This window comes from Myroides sp. C4067 (assembly GCF_038039665.1).
Lineage (GTDB): Bacteria > Bacteroidota > Bacteroidia > Flavobacteriales > Flavobacteriaceae > Flavobacterium > Flavobacterium odoratimimum.
This window is the reverse complement of sequence record NZ_JBBPHJ010000010.1, coordinates 99,669-117,435: the sequence shown is the minus strand read 5'-3', so window position 1 is coordinate 117,435 and position 17,767 is coordinate 99,669. Positions and strand designations below refer to the sequence as shown.

The following is a 17,767-nucleotide window of genomic DNA, read 5'->3' as shown; positions in this document are numbered from 1 at the left end:
TTGTGTCTAATAAAAATGTAAAATAATCAACCTATCCTAACCCCAGTAAAGACGCTTCATAGAGTGATTTTCTTCAACACTTCTTCAACATTTCCCCAAGAATGCTCTAGTTAAGAGGTTGTTTATTGAAGGAATCTTGAAGAGATGTTGTAGTGGTCTTGAAGAAGTAGGTGTTATGAGGAGGTAGGCAGAAGAGGAAGATGACTAAGTAAAAGCCTTGTTTTACGGAATACCCCATTTTAAATTAGGAAGGGTGTAGTATATTAGTATTCTTAAAATATACTAACGATGAGCTTTAAATTACTTGCTATACGACCACTGGAAGGTACTGACCCTTCACTACTAAAAGGATTAAAACCAAACTGTATCTATAGATTTTATAATGAGTATGATTATTTATATGAATATGATGAGAATACAGGGGAAGGTAAATCTTTTATAGATTATCAAGACCAATACTTCAAAGAAGTAAGTAATAAAGAAGATAACTACTTAAAGCTGGAAAATAAAGAGATCAAAGTTATTAAGTATAATAAACAATTACCTAATGACTTTTTTGGTAAGAATATTAATGTGTCTGCTGTAGTAGGTGAGAATGGTAGTGGTAAAAGTAGTTTATTGGAGCTGTTTTATTATTTCTTATTTGATTTTTCTCGTACTAGAGGGATTTTGAAACAAGAAAATACCATACAAACTGTAAAAAAATTTAAACTTGAATTGTATTGTGAAAATGGAAGTAAACTAATTAGGGTTCAGTATAACTCTATAGGAATAACTGTATCTCATCAATATATATATGAAAATAACAGATATATTATGGATGACATTAATACAGGTGATAAGATTGATTTTTGGCAACTATGTACTAGATATGATAAAGAGATAGGAGAGCATGTAGGTATGTTACCATTTTATAATATAGCTCTGAATTATGGCGTGTACGGTTTGAATAACAGCCATGAAGGTTATAAATGGTTAAAACCTTTATTTCATAAAAATGATGGTTATCAAACACCTTTAGTTATTAATCCAATGAGGACTTATGGTAATATTGATGTAAATAGAGAATTAAGCCTTAATTTACAGAGATTGATTATTAATTATTTTGTAATAGGAAATAAAAAGTTGGTTTCTAATATTAGTTTAGATAGCATAGAGTATGCTATAAACATCTATAAACACCAATTCTATAAATTTACAGTTGATGAAGAGTATAAAGGGTTTATTTATGCTGAAGATGTTGAATTAAAATTATCAGAAAGAAAGTTTTCTAATGAAGTTATTGAAAAATTAGCAAAGAATGACTTGTTGGTTTTGAATAGGTTTAGAAATTTTTTAGAAAGTTGTTTTGAAGCTGAAAATGAAATAGAGGCATTAACTGAATTCTGTAATACTTTACGAATAATGAGTTCTTCTAAAGAATTAGATTTTGATTTATTTATTGATTTTTACAATGAGGAAATTATAGAAAAAAAATTAAATCAATTTGTACTAAACAGGGATAAAGATGTTGTTAATATAAATGAATTACAATATTTGAATATATTATATATATTTAAAAAATTAGGTAAGATAACTGAAACATATACAGAATATAAGAGATTCGAATATTTGTTTTTAGATAGAAAAAATGAAGATATTAGAAGTTTACTTGTTAATAAATTATCTGATGAGTTAAAGAACAGTAAAGATGGAGTAAGTAGTGAAGTATTATATAATGTAGTTTATGACTCTTTACTGTCCTTAGAATTGTTTTACCATATTGAAAATGAAAAGGTTTATATTGATGATCGACGTAAAATGATAAGGAATTTAGTAGATGATATTACGCTTAGTGTAGATTCTTTAGAATTTTATAAATCAATTGTAGATGAATTGATAAGCTTGATAGATAATAGAGTAAAAGATGATTTTCTTAGGTTTGTTGAGAGGCTTAAAAAAGATAATAGTCATATAAGATTCAAGCTTACACAAGCTATCGAATATTTTTCGAAGGATATTTTGAAAGAAATGTTTGTACCAGATAGAGGTAATATTGGTTTTTTTGACAAAGAGACGGGTTTTTATCATTTGAATGCAAATAGTGATTATTTTTTGTCTAAAAATAATGAAGGTAATTTAATTTCAATTGAGAAAGTACCTATTGCTTTTTTTACCTTTAATATAAAGGTAAAAAAAGATGGACAAGAAGGAAGTTATCCTATTAAAGATTTGAGTTCAGGAGAGCAACAGTTGATAAATTCATTATTATCAATTTCTTATCACTTATTTAACCTGAAGTCTATTTTTGATACACAATATAATAAAATTGTTTATAAAATAATCAATATTATAATGGATGAAATAGAGTTGTATTTTCATCCCAATTATCAAAGGGAATACATTAAAGAGCTAATTGAAATCCTTTCATTTTTCCCAGATTTTCAATATAATATTATGTTATCCACCCACTCCCCATTTATTCTCTCTGATATACCATCACAGAATGTATTAAAGTTAAAGGATGGGAAGCCAGTGGCAGGAGATAATATTAATTCTTTTGGGGCTAATATACACGATTTATTAGCTGATGAGTTCTTTTTAGATAAAGGTTTTATGGGGGAGTTTGCTAAAGAGAAGATTAATGAAATATTTGAAAAAATAGAGAAGATATCAAGTATTGATATAAAAAAAAGAGATGAGTTGTTTAAAGAAATAAATCTAATTGGAGAAGATGTAATCAGAATACCACTATTAGCTGAACTTGAGAAAAAATTTAAAGATACTGTTAGTGATAAACAAAGTTTGATTGATTATTATCAAAGTAAATTAGATGAATTAAAAACTAATTAACATGGATTTTAAAAATGTAGATATTTCAATAGAGGAGCATAGTTTAAATTCCCATATAAATAATAATCAGAGCTTAATCCAAAGTATTAAAGCATTACAAAAGAATCAATATAATAATATAGATATATGGCAGTTTAAGTATTTACAGTTATTAGTTAATAAATTATTATTAACTGATACAAGTGTTAATATTTTAACCTGTAAGTTTCATGTCTTATTGGATTATAAAGTGGAGTTTGAAGATATTCGAGATTTAAATAAAGAAGTATGTTCAAGAAGATCTAAGAAAAAATGTAATTGTGAAGTATGTAAAGAGAATAGAAAAAAAATGTATTTCTCAAATAAAGTACAGGGGATTTTAAAATATGAGCATAATAAATTGAGAGGATATTACGCTAATTGTGGTGTCAAGGTATGTTATATCTGTAATGCTCAGTATGCAGTAATGGCAAAAGATGAGAAAAAAGTAAAAAACAGTAATTATAAAAAAGTAAATCAAGAACGTGATAAAGCTAAATTTGAATTAGACCACCTTTTGTCTAAAAGTATTTTTCCTTGTTTTTCTATTTCGTTATTTAATTTATTACCTATTTGTCCTCCTTGTAATAAAATTAAATCAAATCGTGAGATTGATGTTACAAATATCTTTACAAAATTAAAATACAAAATTACAATTGATTCTTTTCGTAAATACTATAAAGGAGAAGGTAAGTTAAATATTGAGGTATTTGATGAGACAAGTAGGATTCCTAACGAGCAGTTAAGTACAGTGTTTGATTTAGTAGGTATTTATCAAAATCATACAGATGTTATTGAGGAACTTATTGAACGAAAGATAAAATACACAGACAAATATAAGGAGGTACTTGCTAGAAGTTTTCCTGGTATTGTTGGAACAGAAAAAAATATAGAAGATAGATTAGTTATTGGAACATATAGTAAAAAAGAAGGTTTTTTGAAGAGACCTCTTTCAAAGTTTATTCATGATATAAATGATCAACTAGATAGTTTTACTGGATATTATGATAAAATCAAGTAATCATATAAACGAGTGCACAGCACTCGTTTTTCTATTTAAACCCCTTTATTCCGTTATTTATTTTAGGTTGTAAAATTGTATCTTTCGGTCTTGAAAGTGAGATTATAAAAACACAACATACCAAAACAACAAAACCACAAGAGAATCGCTATGAGTAAAGATATATTTTATACTGAATTAGAAGAGTTTGTAAGAAAAGGAAATACTAGAAGATTACTTCTCTTACTTAAGGAAACCCCTTTAGAGGAAAGGCTTAAGTACACTAAGAAGATCTCTAAATTAGGAAAGTATTATCAAGAGTATGTACCAGAGGTAGGCAATAGGAATTCGTATGGATATAGAGGAAATAGTGAGCAGCGATCAGCTGTGAGTGTGGCGGTATTGGTTTGTTGTACATATAAAGATTTTACGGGAATATGGATTATTAGTGAGGAGGAGTTTAAGCAAGTATTGGACTGGTATGTGCCTGATTGGTTAGGTGATTATATCAATGATTCGGCTAGAGAAGGATGGGTGAGAGCGCCTTTTAATGAGATAGGCTATTTATATGAGTCTTATAAGAAAGGAGTATTTAAGACCCCATTGACAGAAGCGACTTGGGCGACTGTGATGGTCAACGCAAGTAAGGTTGAATTGTTTGATCAATACCCTGAGTTGTTAGAGAAAGAGTTTTGGTATTTGTTTGACCATGAAGTGAATATTAATCACTACTCATGGGATGAGGTCATCGCTACATTAATAGAACAAGGACGATTAGATAAACAACGCATTGTACAGACTGCTATTCAAGGAGCATTGACTCATACAAATCAAGCGTTGTGTGGATGGAATGTGAATTTGTTAAGTAAATTGTCTCTTGCAGATCATGAGATCTTGTCGTTTCAGGAGGATATCTTCCAATTGTTGAACAGCTCATTGTCTAAGGTTGTAAATGAAGCATTGGACATCCTGTTTAAAATAGCGAAGGACAAGGCTTTTCATGTGGAGGCTTTTGTCAATAGTCTGCCTATATTAATGAGCAGTACCGTTAAGGCGACGATCAATAAGGCGATGCGTATCGTGGCTGTATTGGATAAAGCACATCCTACCTATAAGGAGGCAAGTGCTGTTGCTATTGTAGGGGCTTTGCATATACAGGATCAAGCGATGCAGACTAAAGTAGCGAAGCAAATCGTGAAATATGCTCAACCTAATGAGGAGCTGGCAGCTCAGTTAGAAGCTTATCAAGAGATGATGATGAGTGAGACGAAGACGTTGTTTAGTGGATATATGAGTGTGCAGGAGAGTGTAGCACTTGCAGAGGCTGTAGAAGAGGGAGAGGCGGAGCTAGTGCCTATTCAGGCTATTGCGACAATGGAAGATTTGATTTTCCATTGTTCGGCTTGGAAGACATTGGAGAGTGACTACGCCTTTGAGCAAACCATAGATGCGATTATTAGACTTCAAGGAGAATTAAAGGCAGAGCATATTGATCAATTATTACCTGCTTTTGATAAAGTGTTTAAGACCTTTAAAGATTTGTGGTCAACGAGTACGATACAGAACGCTATGGCTTTTTGGCTGTTAGAGTGGGTGCGTATGTTGATTGCAGATCCAACTATAGAGACTACAGCATTAGACAAGCTATATCACAAATATGCTAAGGCAGAATTATATACCAATAGTGGAATCACGCTAGGAGAGGTAAAGTTAGAGGCAAGTAATCGATTTAGTTATTATTATGCTGCTTTGCGCCCTTATCTGACGGTGTATTACTACAGTTTACAATTGGTGAAAGAGAAGCGTATTTTCCCAATATTGAGTTTGCCTACTCATGAGCCTTTTTATATAGATAGTAGGGTATTGGTAGATCGATTAGTAGCTTATCAAAAAGAGGGAGAATTAGTAGATGCAGTGGATTTACAGATTGCTTTAGCACGTATAGATAAAAATACAGAAGAAGCTGGATTAGCAATAGCTCAGCAACAACTAAAAGGGGAGTTATTAGCGATATTTGAGTTTTATTTAGGTAATGGCGAAGTAAAAGAAGAGTCTGCAGATTACTATGATGTATGGAGATTAGCGGCAGCGTTAAAGTACCCTCATCAACCTTTAGAAAGTTTGACGAATGAGCACTATACCAAAGAGCAACAAGAATACTGTGCGGGTTGGTTAGGAAACTGGGAAGTGATAGAAGAATCTCATACGTATAAGGATTGGGATCATAAAACGAAGACGCAGATAGATAAGGTATTTACGCATAAGAAACTGAAGTTTGAGCAGATACCGTATGATATTAATTTGTCTTTAATCTTTAGTCGTATTAATAAAGCGATGCCAAAGACAGAGGTAGGTGATCGTATGGGCTCTGCAAATCTAATGGGATTAATCATGTACCAGATTAGAGATACTAAAGTGAATTTAAACGAGTCTTTATTGGCTATTAATCCTAGACAGTTAGATCCTATTTACTTAGCTGTGGTAGAGAAATGCCTGCATTATGGTGGTAGTGCTACCTTCGAAGTGGCAGAGAAGAAATTACTACAAGGGATGTTCACGTATCTGTTGCAAATGAATAATGTGGTCTTCTCAGAGCAATTCTACTTGTTCTTTGGACTTGCATTGATATGTGATGATAAGGTAACGCGTGCTTTCGTAGCAGAGTATTGGATCAAAGAGGCACTTCGCCTAGATCAACAAAAAGTAGGTCATATCATCGGTAAAGTAGAGGCGAAAGAATATGTGACGATTAAGCGTCTGACCGATTCTATACAAGGGTTTATGATGAATGTGAGTGTGCAACATAACCAAGCATTGCAGTTATTCATAGAGAGTATTTTAGAGCAATTAGGAACTAGTCCTATTAAAGGTCTGAAGACTCTATTAGAACAGTATGGAGAGGTACTTCATACAAATAATGCTAAGGTGACTAATCTTGTGGTAAAAGCCTTGATAGAAGATTGGAGTAAGGTGAGTGCTACGAAGAAAATAGCAGTGACGCTACGAGGACAGTTCGCTTAATTACGAATTTCAAATTACGAATGACGAATTATTTGCCTTCGGCATAGGGGTATACACGGTACAGATTGCAAATCTGTGCCAACGCTGGTATTGTGTTTATAGTGACGAAAGGTATATTTACGCAATAAATATAAAGTAGAGACGTCAATATTTTGCGTGTCACGTTCTGTTGGCACACAACGTTCTGTACACGAAGTTGGGGGTGGTATACACGGCACAGATTACAAATCTGCGCCAACGCTGGTATTATGTCGAAAAGGTATATTTACGCAATAAATATAAAGTAGAGACGTCAATATTTTGCGTGTCACATTCTGTTGGCACACAATGGTTATGTACACGAATTCGGGGTGGATATACACGGCACGGATTGCAAATCTGCGCCAACGCAGTAGAGACGTCAATATTTTGCGTGTCATATTCTGTTGGCACGCAATGCTTATATACACGAAGTCGGGAGACTTCGCGTAGCAGTATATACGGCACAGATTGCAAATCTACGCCAACGCAATGTATCAAAAGGTATGTTTACGTAACAAATATAAAGTAGAGACGTCAATATTTTGCGTGTCACGTTCTGTTGGCACACAACGTTATGTACATAGCACAGATTACAAATCTGCGCCAACGCTGGTATTATGTCGAAAGGTATATTTACACAATAAATATAAAGTAGAGATGTCAATATTTTGAGTCTCAGTATAAAACGAATGATATGAGTCTAAGAAGTGAAATAGCTCCTCAAATGAAGGTAGCAGAAGAGCGTTATCCAATAGTGCTAAAAGCTGTATTAGGATATACTGACTTCTGTGATGAATATGGAGATGAGGACTTTATAGAGTATAAAAGAGTAGAGGGTGAGTTACATCAGCTGACTGGGAAAGATATGTCTAGGTATGACTTATGGGAGTATTGGGAAGGAGAAGGGGTAGAAGTGCTATCCTTTAGAATAGCATTACCTGAACCTTTAGTAGTAAAGGATATTAGCGGAGAAGAGATAACTGAGATAGTGACTATTCTCAAGGTATTTGATGTTTCTGAAGAGACAGAAGGCACTACTTTTGAACAACAGTTTAAGTGGTATTTAGATGATTATTATTACTCTTTTTTGAAGCTAAACTGCCCTAAGTATTCCCATAAACTCTTTATGCGTAATAAGAATAAGCAGGGAGAGTATTTTGAATATTCTATAGAAGAGACTGTAGATGAATTAATGAAGAAATAATAAAAGCCTCAAGCACTTGAGGCTTTGCTGTTTTATACCGTGAATATATCCGCATCATTAGGGATGATAACACGAGAAGATAAATTATGTTCTTCAAAGTAAGCTTTTAGCATATTTCTATTTTCCTGAAGAGGGCTAATTGCTTCTAGATGAACAATAGCTACTTGTTTAATAGGGTAGTAATCTAGCAGAGTTTTGATATCAGTACTATTCATAGTAACGTGTTCTCCTATGGCGAATTTGGCGGCACCTCCATTAATGACAATTCCTGTAGGTTGATAGTGGTCAATGGCTTGTTTCACTTCTTTGCACCAGATAGTGTCTCCCATTAGATAGACTATCTCTTGATTATGGATAAGAACAAAGCCACTGGCATTTCCCATTAGATGACCAATTTCACCTTCACCATGTATAGCTACTGTTCGATGGATGTGAATACCTTCAAATATTGTGCTGTCTGTTATACCTATAACATTATGGAATCCAAGTGTTTTAATTGGTTCAATATCTTCATTTTGACAGTAAATAAGCATATCTTTTGGTAATAAGGTTTGTGCGGTAGGATCCCAATGGTCAGGGTGGAGATGGGTTAATAGTACTGCATCAGTTTTGTGTATTAAAGCATTAAGTTCAGCCTCTGTAAAAGGTAGCTCAGTTAATGGATTAGCTCTAGTGTCATCTGTCCATGGAAATGGACCTAAGACCCCCTTAGAACCTAACATAGGATCTACTAAGATATTTTTATTATTAACATTAATATTTATTGTAGCGTTTCTAATTAGTTGTACTTTCATAATTTTGTATTATTTTAAATTTCTTAGTACAAAAGTACTTTAGGCTTATATTCTAATAAAGAAATGAACTTTTATGTGTATTGTTCACAAATTTGTAACCTATGAATTATGATGAGTTTGAGAGTTGCCCTCTTAATGTGTTTTTGAAGTTATTATCTGGTAAGTGGAAGCCCTTATTAATGTATCAATTCTTTGCTAATGGGGATATCCGTTTTACAGAATTGTGGCGTAATATGCCTCGTGTATCTAAGAAAGTGTTGTTAGAACAGTTAAAAGAAATGGAAGTGTCTGGAGTGGTTAAACGTACACAGATTAATACTTTTCCTCCTGAAGTGTTTTATGGTTTGACAGAATATGGGAAGTCAATGTTGCCTCTTATACAACACATAGAAGAATGGGTTAAATCTAAATAATAAAAGCCTCAATCACTTGAGGCTTTGTTATTTTATACGAATATGTTATTTTAGAAGAACTAAATTAACGACCATGACCATAGTTATACTTGAAGCACTAATGCAAGTAGGGGTATTGCTCCCTTTTATGATCTTGTTTATGAAAGACAGGAGCAAAAAAGATTTTATGCGCATTGGGATCTTTTGTTTTGTATTTGTGCTTTATAGTTGTGCATTGATGTTAGTACAGATATCTGAAAGCTTTCGTATTATCAATGGCAGTTGGAATTGGAGTGGGAAGGTCTATGGTATTATATGGGGAGTGGTTTGTTATTTTGCTTTTCGCTCTTACTTTAAAGAACACAATTTCTTTACGCTGAAGCAATCACCTGGTAGTCAAAAGGGAGTCTGGCTAGCGACTGTAGGTATTACCTTATTGGCTGTAGTAGCTTGGTGGTTTGCTGGTAGTGGAGGGGAGTGGAATATAGAGACTTTAGCCTTTCAACTTACGATGCCAGGCATAGATGAAGAGATTATGTTTAGAGGGGTGTTGATGGGGTTATTGTTATCTTCTTTGAGAATGAAGGTTAGGTATTTAGGTAATCCTAGTAACTTGATTATAGCTGTATTATTTGGTTTTGTTCATGCTTTTACACTTTCTGAAGAGTATATAGTGTCTTTTGATACGGTTTACTTTATACAGACTGCTTTTGCAGGGTATATTTATGGATGGATAGCTATCAAGAGTAGAAGTGTGCTGTTTCCTATACTAGCACATAATGGGAGTAATTTTTTTGGGACGTTGACGATGATGATAAAATAGGCATGGCTTGTTAATTAAGAATTTAAAATTAAGAATTAAGAATTGTTTGCCTTCGGCATGGGGTGTATATACGGGCACAGATTGCAAATCTGTGCCAACGCTGGTATTGTGGTTGCTGTGACGTGATATTCTGTGTGGATATACACGGCACAGATTACAAATCTGCGCCAACGATGGTATTGTGGTTGCTGTGACGTGATATTCTGTGTGGATATACATGGCACGGATTGCAAATCCGAGCCAACGCAGTAGAGACGTCAATATTTTGCTTGTCACATTCTGTTGGCACACAATGCTTATATACACGAAGTCGGGAGACTTCGCGTAGCGTTATATACGGGTACAGATTACAAATCTGTGTCAACACAAGTATTCTCTTAAAATATTTTATAGTTTAGAGATAGTGATACAGTTCTTAGACCTTGAGGGTTAACTGTGGCGTTACCTGTGAAGTGTTTTTTATTCGTAAGGTTGTCTATTTTTAATATTGCATTGAATTTTTTCCAATCATAACCGATGGCAGCGTTGTAGATCGTGTAGCTTGGTAATGTGAGTACTCCTAGGGTAGAGCGGTTGATCGCTTTTTGTTCGCTTACTGAGTTTATTCCTATTCCGAAGCTTACGTTTCTGAATGCGCCTGATTGTAATTTATAGTTGGTCCATAGGTGAAATAGATTAGCTGGTCCTGCTTCTTCTGGTCTAAGACCGAGGTTGCCATCAGAAGGTAGGGATTTGGTTACTGCATTATAGTTATGACTAAATCCTGTAATGATATCCCATCCAAGAAGTGGTGTTCCTGTCAAACTAAGTTCTATTCCTTCACTTTTTACTTTTCCTCCTTGTGTAAAACTGTTTAGAGAATTTAGATCTGTCATTAGTTTATTCGTAACCTTGATGTGGTAGTAGCTTATTGTTGCGGATAATTTATCTCCTAATAGATTTGTTTTGACACCTATTTCGAATTGGTTCGCTTGTTCTGGATCAAAAGGTTGAATGGTTTTATTGGTTCCGTCTGGATCAGAGATAATAGCAGGGTCTAGAAATACAAAGCCATTTAGATAGTTAGCAAAAAGTGCTAGTTTATTTTGGATAGGTTGATAGACTAATCCAAATTTAGGAGAGAGTGTAGTCTGACTCGTCTTTTGATTATTTACCGCTGAAGTACTTCCTTCTAGATAGTCAAATCTTAAACTTGCCATGAATGAGAAGTTAGGAAGGATATTAGTTATATTGGATACATAAGAGCTAAAGGTCTGCGTCTTCGCTTTGTTATGTATATAATTACTACTGGATAAAGTAGTTTCAATAGCATTTTTAGATAAATCCCCTGTGTCAGACTGATTGGCTAAGGAAATAATACCATGCTCTATATAATCACCATCTATACTAGAAAACTCTTTAGATAAATAGTCTAATCCGATTAGTATTGTGTTGTTTAATGAGCCAATGTTATACTTACCTGTTATATTCTGTTGGATACTAAATATGTTGGTTTTTGAGTCTATTTTAGAGATGTAACGGACAAAGTCGTCTGTGGTACCGATGTCTTCAAAAAGTATATCATATCCCTTGCTTTGGGTGTTGTTTTTATTGATAATGGTATTGGATGTCCAGTGGTCATTGATTTTATATTCTAATTTGGCTTGTGCTGTAAATGTTGGGTTTTTTAAGGTTAATTCGTTACTAGTGTATGCTTTTTTGTAATTAGCCTCAAATAGGTCTAATGATTCAAAGCTCACGGGCATATATCTAGAGATAAAAAACATAGGGGCATGAGCTCCTTCATTAATTTTATACTGAAAGTCAACGTATAGTTTTAGTTTTTCATTAATATTATATTGGACAGATGGGGCTACGAAAAAAGACTCTTTATAACCAGCATCTTGAAAAGTGTGCTGCTTGTGATATGCTGTGTTTAAACGTATAAAAAGCTTCTTATGGATAGGGGTATTGATGTCTAACGATACTCGATTAAGGTTGTTTGACCCACCGATATAGTTCACTTCACCCCCTAATTGTTCATAAGGTTTTTTGGTTATCACATTGATTAATCCTCCATAGGAGATTACATTTCCTCCATAGAGTGTTCCGTTAGGACCTTTGACTACTTCGACTTGTTCAATATTAGCGATATCTAATGTACTATTAGTAAAGCTAGGCATACCATTGAGTAAGTTTGGTTGGAATGCAAAGCCTCTCATTGTATAATATTCTCCTCCTGTGACTCCTACACCTGTTGATTCCCATACTCGTACTAGCCCGGTAGCATTCTGTAAGACATCTTTTATGTTAGTCATTACTTGATTCTTCATAGTTTGATGAAGGATGATATCGGCAGACTGTGGATTCTCAATATAAGTTAGGGGTATTTTAGAAGAATAACCTTTTTGCTGTTGAGTAGTGGTGATTACTACTTCGTTTATTTTTTGATTGGTTATAGTGTCATTTGATTGAGCAAATAGAGGCGCATAACAGCATACAGATGCTATTAAAAAAAGGTGTTTCATTATTCTAAGTGTCGTGTTGTTATGTTATCGCAAATATAGAATATTAAACTACCTAATAATAGTGTGAAGTCTTGATTTTACGATAGTTTATGAGTGGTGTTCGCTTTTAAAACTATTTTAGACAGAGCTTTTATTAATAAGTATAAAAAGAATAGTTTTGTCAATTGTATTTCCTTTTAGAACTATACTTAGTGTGTAGGTTCTTTTAATAATAAATATAGACCATTAAGACTATTAAATACATACTATGACTAAACACGTTAAGGCTACAATAATTGGTTTTTGTGCTATACTACTATGGAGTTCTATTGTAGGACTTATTAAGGAAGTGAGCTATTCATTTGGCTCTACAGGTGGTGCAGCGATGATTTATACTGTAGCAAGTGTGTTTCTGTTGTGTACTACGAAATGGGTACCGCTGTCTAAGTTTCCTCGTCGATACTTAGTTTATGGTGCTATTTTGATGGTTGCTTATGAGTTATGTCTAGCGTTGTCTATAGGTTATTCTACTAGTAGTAAGCAAGCGATAGAAATAGGAATGGTTAATTATCTGTGGCCAACTTTTACTATGATAGCGACTGTTCTTTTTACTTCAAAAAAGGCGAATTGGTTAATCATTCCTGGTGTTGTAGCTTCATTAATAGGCATTATTTGGGTTTTAGGGGGAGAAGAGGGGGTTAATTTATCTGAGATGCTCGTAAATATTAAGGCTAACCCACTGAGTTATGGATTAGCTTTTTTAGGAGCTATTCTATGGTCAGCATATTGTGTAGTTACTGTTCGTTCAGCGAATGGAGTGAATGGAATAACGTTTTTCTTTATGTTGGTAGCGTTAGTATTGTGGATGAAATATTTTATTATGGAAGAGCAGGTAGAAATGCTCTTTACGCTATCTTCTATTGTCTATTTATTATTAGCTGCTTTTGCTATGGGATTTGGTTATGCAGCATGGAATGTTGGGATTTTAGAAGGCAATGTAACGATATTAACTGGGGCATCTTATTTTATACCAGTATTATCATCAGCTCTTTCTTCAGTATTGTTAGCGACTCCACTGGGAATATCTTTTTGGCAAGGGACGGTCATGGTGTGTATTGGTTCAATATTGTGTTGGTTCTCAACAAAAAAAGTAGAGACAATTAGTGGAGAGAAATAAGTAAACAATTGCTAGATAGTTATAAACTGAATTTAAAACTCTAATTTTGTCATTAGAAGATAATGTGAATAGGTATTATGGAAAAAGAAAGTAAAGTGAATGTTGTTCTTTTTGATCAGGCAGTTGAGCTGTTAAGCAAAGAGCATGAACTAATCAAATGGCCGTTAACAAAGACAGCAGAAGGTAATTTTATCAAAAACTTCGGTGAAGAGATAGGAGTTTTCTTTATCCGTCATTCATATCGCTCAGGGTGGCGTTTTGGTATCAATACTTTTGATCAGGTATTTCATTTACATAAAGAAAACTTCAAAGTATATAATAGAGAAATCTATAAACAAGGGTACTATATTATAGGTACAGGGCTTCACGAGGATTTGATTGTTCTTAATTTGAATACAGATACAGTAGGATATGTTAGTTCTGATGCGTTCTATAGAGGAGAAGTTGAGGTAGATATTAATGTATTGTTTAAAGATACAGGGTTAGATATAGGGACGTTTTATTATCGATCTATAACTGAGCAGGAGACGTTTTATAGTTGTGCAGAGGATGTAAGGTAGATTGTTTGTAATATGAAATTGTTTGAAATAGAAGAAGTAAGTGTGTTTCTAGAGAAGAAATTTGCTGATGTTGATAAAGATATTATCTCAGAACTATTATTAATACCTTATAAAGGAAGTAAAGAAGAAGTTTTAAGGTTAAAAGAGTACTTAAATATTACTATTTTGCCAGAAGAGTTTGAAGATTTTATAATGAGATATAATTTAGGAAACTTAACCTTGGCTAATATACAATTTGGTAGTGGAGGAAATTATATTAATAGGTTAATAAACCTCAATAATAAAGATAACTATTGGTATCAAGATTGTTTAAGTATAGATGCTATGGTTGTTGGTTTGGGAGATCCTTATACTATACTTCTATCTTTAAAAGAGGGAGTTGTTTATGTTGTCTCTTCTGAAATATCTTTTGATGATAAAGTTATAGTAGCCCCTTCATTTGATAGTTTTATTCAAGGGTTAGGTACTTCAATATATGCTAAAGCAAGTGGTAGAGAAGAGTCTTTTTTATCTTTAATAGAAAATAAATTTGGTGTTAATACACGTTTTTTTTGGGAAGAAATATTTTATTAAAGCTTTTACATAGAGATTATAAATTTAGTAATTGTCTTAATTATACTAATAGATGTTCTAATAGTACAAATAGATAAATAATCTTCATTTTATCTTGTTAATACTATACTGTTTTGGGGTGTTTTGGTATAAAAAAACTTTTGTAGCTCAATGATTTATTTATCTTTGAAGCCAACAAATTAACTAACCAAACATGATAAATATAAAAGCATTATTAGTAATGGGTATGTTGCTACTAGGCGTATCTGGTATTAGCCAAACGAATAGTAAGCCTCTTACATTCGGAACAACAGATCAACTACATTCTACTATCCTAAGTGAGGATAGAACGATTAATATCGTTTTGCCATCTGATTATAATGCGAATGATACTATTAAGTATCCTGTCGTGTATATCTTAGATGGAGGAGTAGAAGAGGATTTTATACATCTGGCAGGGTTAGTGCGTTTTAACTCACTACCTTGGATAGCTCGTTTTCCTAATTCTATTATCGTAGGGATAGAGACGATCAACCGTAGAAAGGATATGACTTTTGCAGTAGATAATCTAAACTTCGTAGAGAAAGCAGGTTTTAGTAAAGATATGTTCCCGGAGTACGGTAGAGCTGAGGCTTATACAGCATTTTTAGAGTCTGAGTTGATTCCTTATATAGAGAAGAATTATAAAGGGAGTAGTACTCGTACTGTAATAGGGGAGTCGCTAGCGGGGTTGTATTCTACGTATGTATTAGAATATCATCCTTATCTATTTACAAACTATATTATTATTAGCCCTAGTCTATGGTGGGGAGATGAGAAGTTATTAGACAAGACACATACATGTCTGATAGAGAAGATAAAACAACCTGTGAATGTGTATGTAGGGGTGCCTAATAAAGAAGAGGATGTGAAGATGTATGAGTATGGGGAACAACTATACAAGACACTTCAAAAGAACAAGAATATCAAATCTCACTTTGACTATCTACCTGAGGAAATACACTCAACAGTGATCCATCAAGCGGTGAATAACGCATTTCAAAAGTTGTATCCAAGTACATATTTCTCTAAGTAAGAGAATATAAATAGACTAAAGCTACTCGATTAGGGTAGCTTTTTTTTATAGGATATTGTGTTGAAATACTTATCTTTAGTTTTTGTAAATGATAGTAATTATGGTGAGATATTGTTTTTTAGTTTTATTTGTGTTGGTGGCGTCTGGCAATAGTATGGCTCAGAGTTACGACAAAGTATATATAGAAAAAAAGGATGTAGATGTAAACAATACTATCTATAAGGTGGGACGTACTTTTTATTATTCTTATAAGATTCAAAACAAGGAAGGAGATAGTTTATTTATAGATGCAGAGGACGCAGAGAGATTGACTTCTGTTAAAGATGAGGCACTGCCTGATCAGTTTAAAATGGAGGTTATAGCTCCTGAAAAGGGTAAAAGAACGAATAAAAGACAGACTGAAATAAGATATAGCTTTGAACCTATGACTGATTTTAGATCTTCAACAGGATTGGTAGAGAATGAACAGAATGTATGGTTACACCCAATGCGTTCCCATTTCTTTAAAGCATTAGAGACAGCTCCATTTCCTTATGTTCACTTAGGTAAGTCTGTAGGTTATACTTGGTCAGATCAGATGATTATAGGTGATTCTTGGTCTAATCCAGTGTGGGGAGAATGGAAAGGAAAGCTCTTGTTAGACTATACCTACAGGATAGAAAAACAAGAGATGGTTTCTACAGCTTTAGGAGATTTGTCTTGTCTTAAGGTGGTTTCTACAGCTAAGTCTACTTTAGGGGAAACAGAGTTAGTGTCTTGTTTTTCTGAACAATATGGATTTGTGAAGATAGAGTATAAGTTGCTAACTGGACTAAAAATAGTAATAGACTTAGTAAAAGTAGATGGCTTCTAATGGGATAATAGAGCGTATATCAAGTAGGTTTTCTCTATTTTTGTAAATAAAAAAGATGAGTAATGCTGATCAGATACACGACTATACTATAAAAGATATCCTTCGATTATTAGATCAGGAGTATCAGGATAGTGGTATCTATGTAGATGTACAGACTTCTTTTACAGATAATCCTTTAAAATATCCTTATCGCAATGAGAATTATACTTTGCTCTTTGTGACTCAAGGAATGATCACCGTACAGGTAAATCTGATAGAGTATCGATTAGAACCTGGTACCATAACGATTATTCCTCCACAGATGGTTATTCTGTTTAAGGAGTTTAGTCAAGATATTAACTTTATTGCTATTAGTTTTGATCGGGCTTTTGCGATAGAGAATACACATACCCAAAATGAGAAGAGTACTTTCGTCTTACTAACGCCGAATACAGTAACTAAATTAATGCTGAATCAAGAGCAACAAACTTCTTTATTAAGTCTGTGTACTTTACTCAATCATAAGAATACCCAAAAAGGGAAGTCTGCTAATCAAAAAGAAGCTATTAAGCATTTATTTGCTTTGTTTTTATTGGAATTAGTAGATGCGAGTCATTATAATTATAAGGAATTAAAGAGTAATTTGTCTCGAAAGGAAAGCCTTACTATTCAGTTTCTAGAGCTTCTTCAGCTTCATTTTAAATCAGAGAAATTGGTTCGTTTTTATGCTGATAGACTTTGTGTTTCTGAAAGCTATTTAGCTAAGGTGATAAAGGAGATTACGGCTAAGACTATTGGGGAGTTAATAGATGATGCTGTAATAGTTGAGGCACAGTTACTTTTGGCTAACTCGACATTGAGTATATCAGAGATAGCAGAATCACTTCATTTTAATACTACTTCATTCTTTGGTAAGTTTTTTAAACGAAAAGTAGGTTGTTCTCCTCGAGAATATCGAAAAAGAATTTGATTATAGGATA

At 33.4% G+C, this 17,767-nt stretch carries 14 protein-coding genes; 12 read left to right on the top strand and 2 right to left on the bottom strand.

The window, feature by feature from the left end; genetic code table 11:
* Window positions 1–288 precede the first annotated feature (288 nt).
* The 4 genes from AABL87_RS09430 (at window position 289) to AABL87_RS09415 (ending at window position 8,096) form a co-directional block, all read left to right on the top strand.
* Window positions 289–2,832, top strand: coding sequence for a hypothetical protein (locus AABL87_RS09430; protein WP_341277250.1), 2,544 nt, complete (start codon window positions 289–291; stop codon window positions 2,830–2,832).
* Window position 2,833: 1 nt separating this feature from the next.
* Complete coding sequence (locus AABL87_RS09425; protein WP_006264046.1) at window positions 2,834–3,871, top strand: hypothetical protein; 1,038 nt, start codon at window positions 2,834–2,836, stop codon at window positions 3,869–3,871.
* A 150-nt stretch (window positions 3,872–4,021) separates the two neighbouring features.
* On the top strand, window positions 4,022–6,871 hold the full coding sequence (locus tag AABL87_RS09420) for a DUF6493 family protein (protein ID WP_341277249.1): 2,850 nt from the start codon (window positions 4,022–4,024) through the stop codon (window positions 6,869–6,871).
* Between the two features lie 715 nt (window positions 6,872–7,586).
* Window positions 7,587–8,096 (top strand): hypothetical protein, encoded by a 510-nt coding sequence (locus AABL87_RS09415; protein ID WP_039330020.1) that lies wholly within the window; start codon window positions 7,587–7,589, stop codon window positions 8,094–8,096.
* A 32-nt stretch (window positions 8,097–8,128) separates the two neighbouring features.
* Here the strand turns inward: AABL87_RS09415 and AABL87_RS09410 are convergent, their stop codons facing one another.
* Complete coding sequence (locus tag AABL87_RS09410; protein ID WP_039330018.1) at window positions 8,129–8,890, bottom strand: MBL fold metallo-hydrolase; 762 nt, start codon at window positions 8,888–8,890, stop codon at window positions 8,129–8,131.
* Between the two features lie 101 nt (window positions 8,891–8,991).
* Between AABL87_RS09410 and AABL87_RS09405 the strand changes: the two genes are divergently transcribed.
* Both AABL87_RS09405 and AABL87_RS09400 read left to right on the top strand, forming a co-directional pair.
* On the top strand, window positions 8,992–9,303 hold the full coding sequence (locus tag AABL87_RS09405) for a winged helix-turn-helix transcriptional regulator (RefSeq protein WP_016649113.1): 312 nt from the start codon (window positions 8,992–8,994) through the stop codon (window positions 9,301–9,303).
* 73 nt (window positions 9,304–9,376) lie between these two features.
* Window positions 9,377–10,105: a CPBP family intramembrane glutamic endopeptidase gene (locus tag AABL87_RS09400; RefSeq protein WP_039330016.1), complete on the top strand. Its 729-nt coding sequence runs from the start codon at window positions 9,377–9,379 to the stop codon at window positions 10,103–10,105.
* 377 nt (window positions 10,106–10,482) lie between these two features.
* Here AABL87_RS09400 and AABL87_RS09395 read toward each other — a convergent pair whose 3' ends face one another.
* On the bottom strand, window positions 10,483–12,612 hold the full coding sequence (locus tag AABL87_RS09395; protein WP_341277248.1) for a TonB-dependent siderophore receptor: 2,130 nt from the start codon (window positions 12,610–12,612) through the stop codon (window positions 10,483–10,485).
* A gap of 247 nt (window positions 12,613–12,859) precedes the next feature.
* On the opposite strand from AABL87_RS09395, the gene yddG reads away from it, so the two are divergent.
* From yddG to AABL87_RS09365, 6 genes are all read left to right on the top strand, one after another.
* Window positions 12,860–13,768, top strand: coding sequence for an aromatic amino acid DMT transporter YddG (gene yddG / locus AABL87_RS09390; RefSeq protein ID WP_016649116.1), 909 nt, complete (start codon window positions 12,860–12,862; stop codon window positions 13,766–13,768).
* A 77-nt stretch (window positions 13,769–13,845) separates the two neighbouring features.
* Window positions 13,846–14,328 carry a hypothetical protein gene (locus AABL87_RS09385; RefSeq protein ID WP_341277247.1) on the top strand — a complete coding sequence of 161 codons (483 nt, stop codon included), beginning with the start codon at window positions 13,846–13,848 and terminating at the stop codon, window positions 14,326–14,328.
* Window positions 14,329–14,340: 12 nt separating this feature from the next.
* A complete protein-coding gene (locus AABL87_RS09380) occupies window positions 14,341–14,901 on the top strand; it encodes an SMI1/KNR4 family protein (protein ID WP_341277246.1) in 561 nt (186 codons plus the stop codon).
* 193 nt (window positions 14,902–15,094) lie between these two features.
* Window positions 15,095–15,955, top strand: coding sequence for an alpha/beta hydrolase (locus tag AABL87_RS09375; RefSeq protein ID WP_341277245.1), 861 nt, complete (start codon window positions 15,095–15,097; stop codon window positions 15,953–15,955).
* A gap of 100 nt (window positions 15,956–16,055) precedes the next feature.
* A complete protein-coding gene (locus AABL87_RS09370; RefSeq protein WP_006264033.1) occupies window positions 16,056–16,808 on the top strand; it encodes a hypothetical protein in 753 nt (250 codons plus the stop codon).
* Between the two features lie 55 nt (window positions 16,809–16,863).
* Window positions 16,864–17,757 (top strand): AraC family transcriptional regulator, encoded by an 894-nt coding sequence (locus AABL87_RS09365; protein ID WP_006258248.1) that lies wholly within the window; start codon window positions 16,864–16,866, stop codon window positions 17,755–17,757.
* Window positions 17,758–17,767 lie beyond the last annotated feature (10 nt).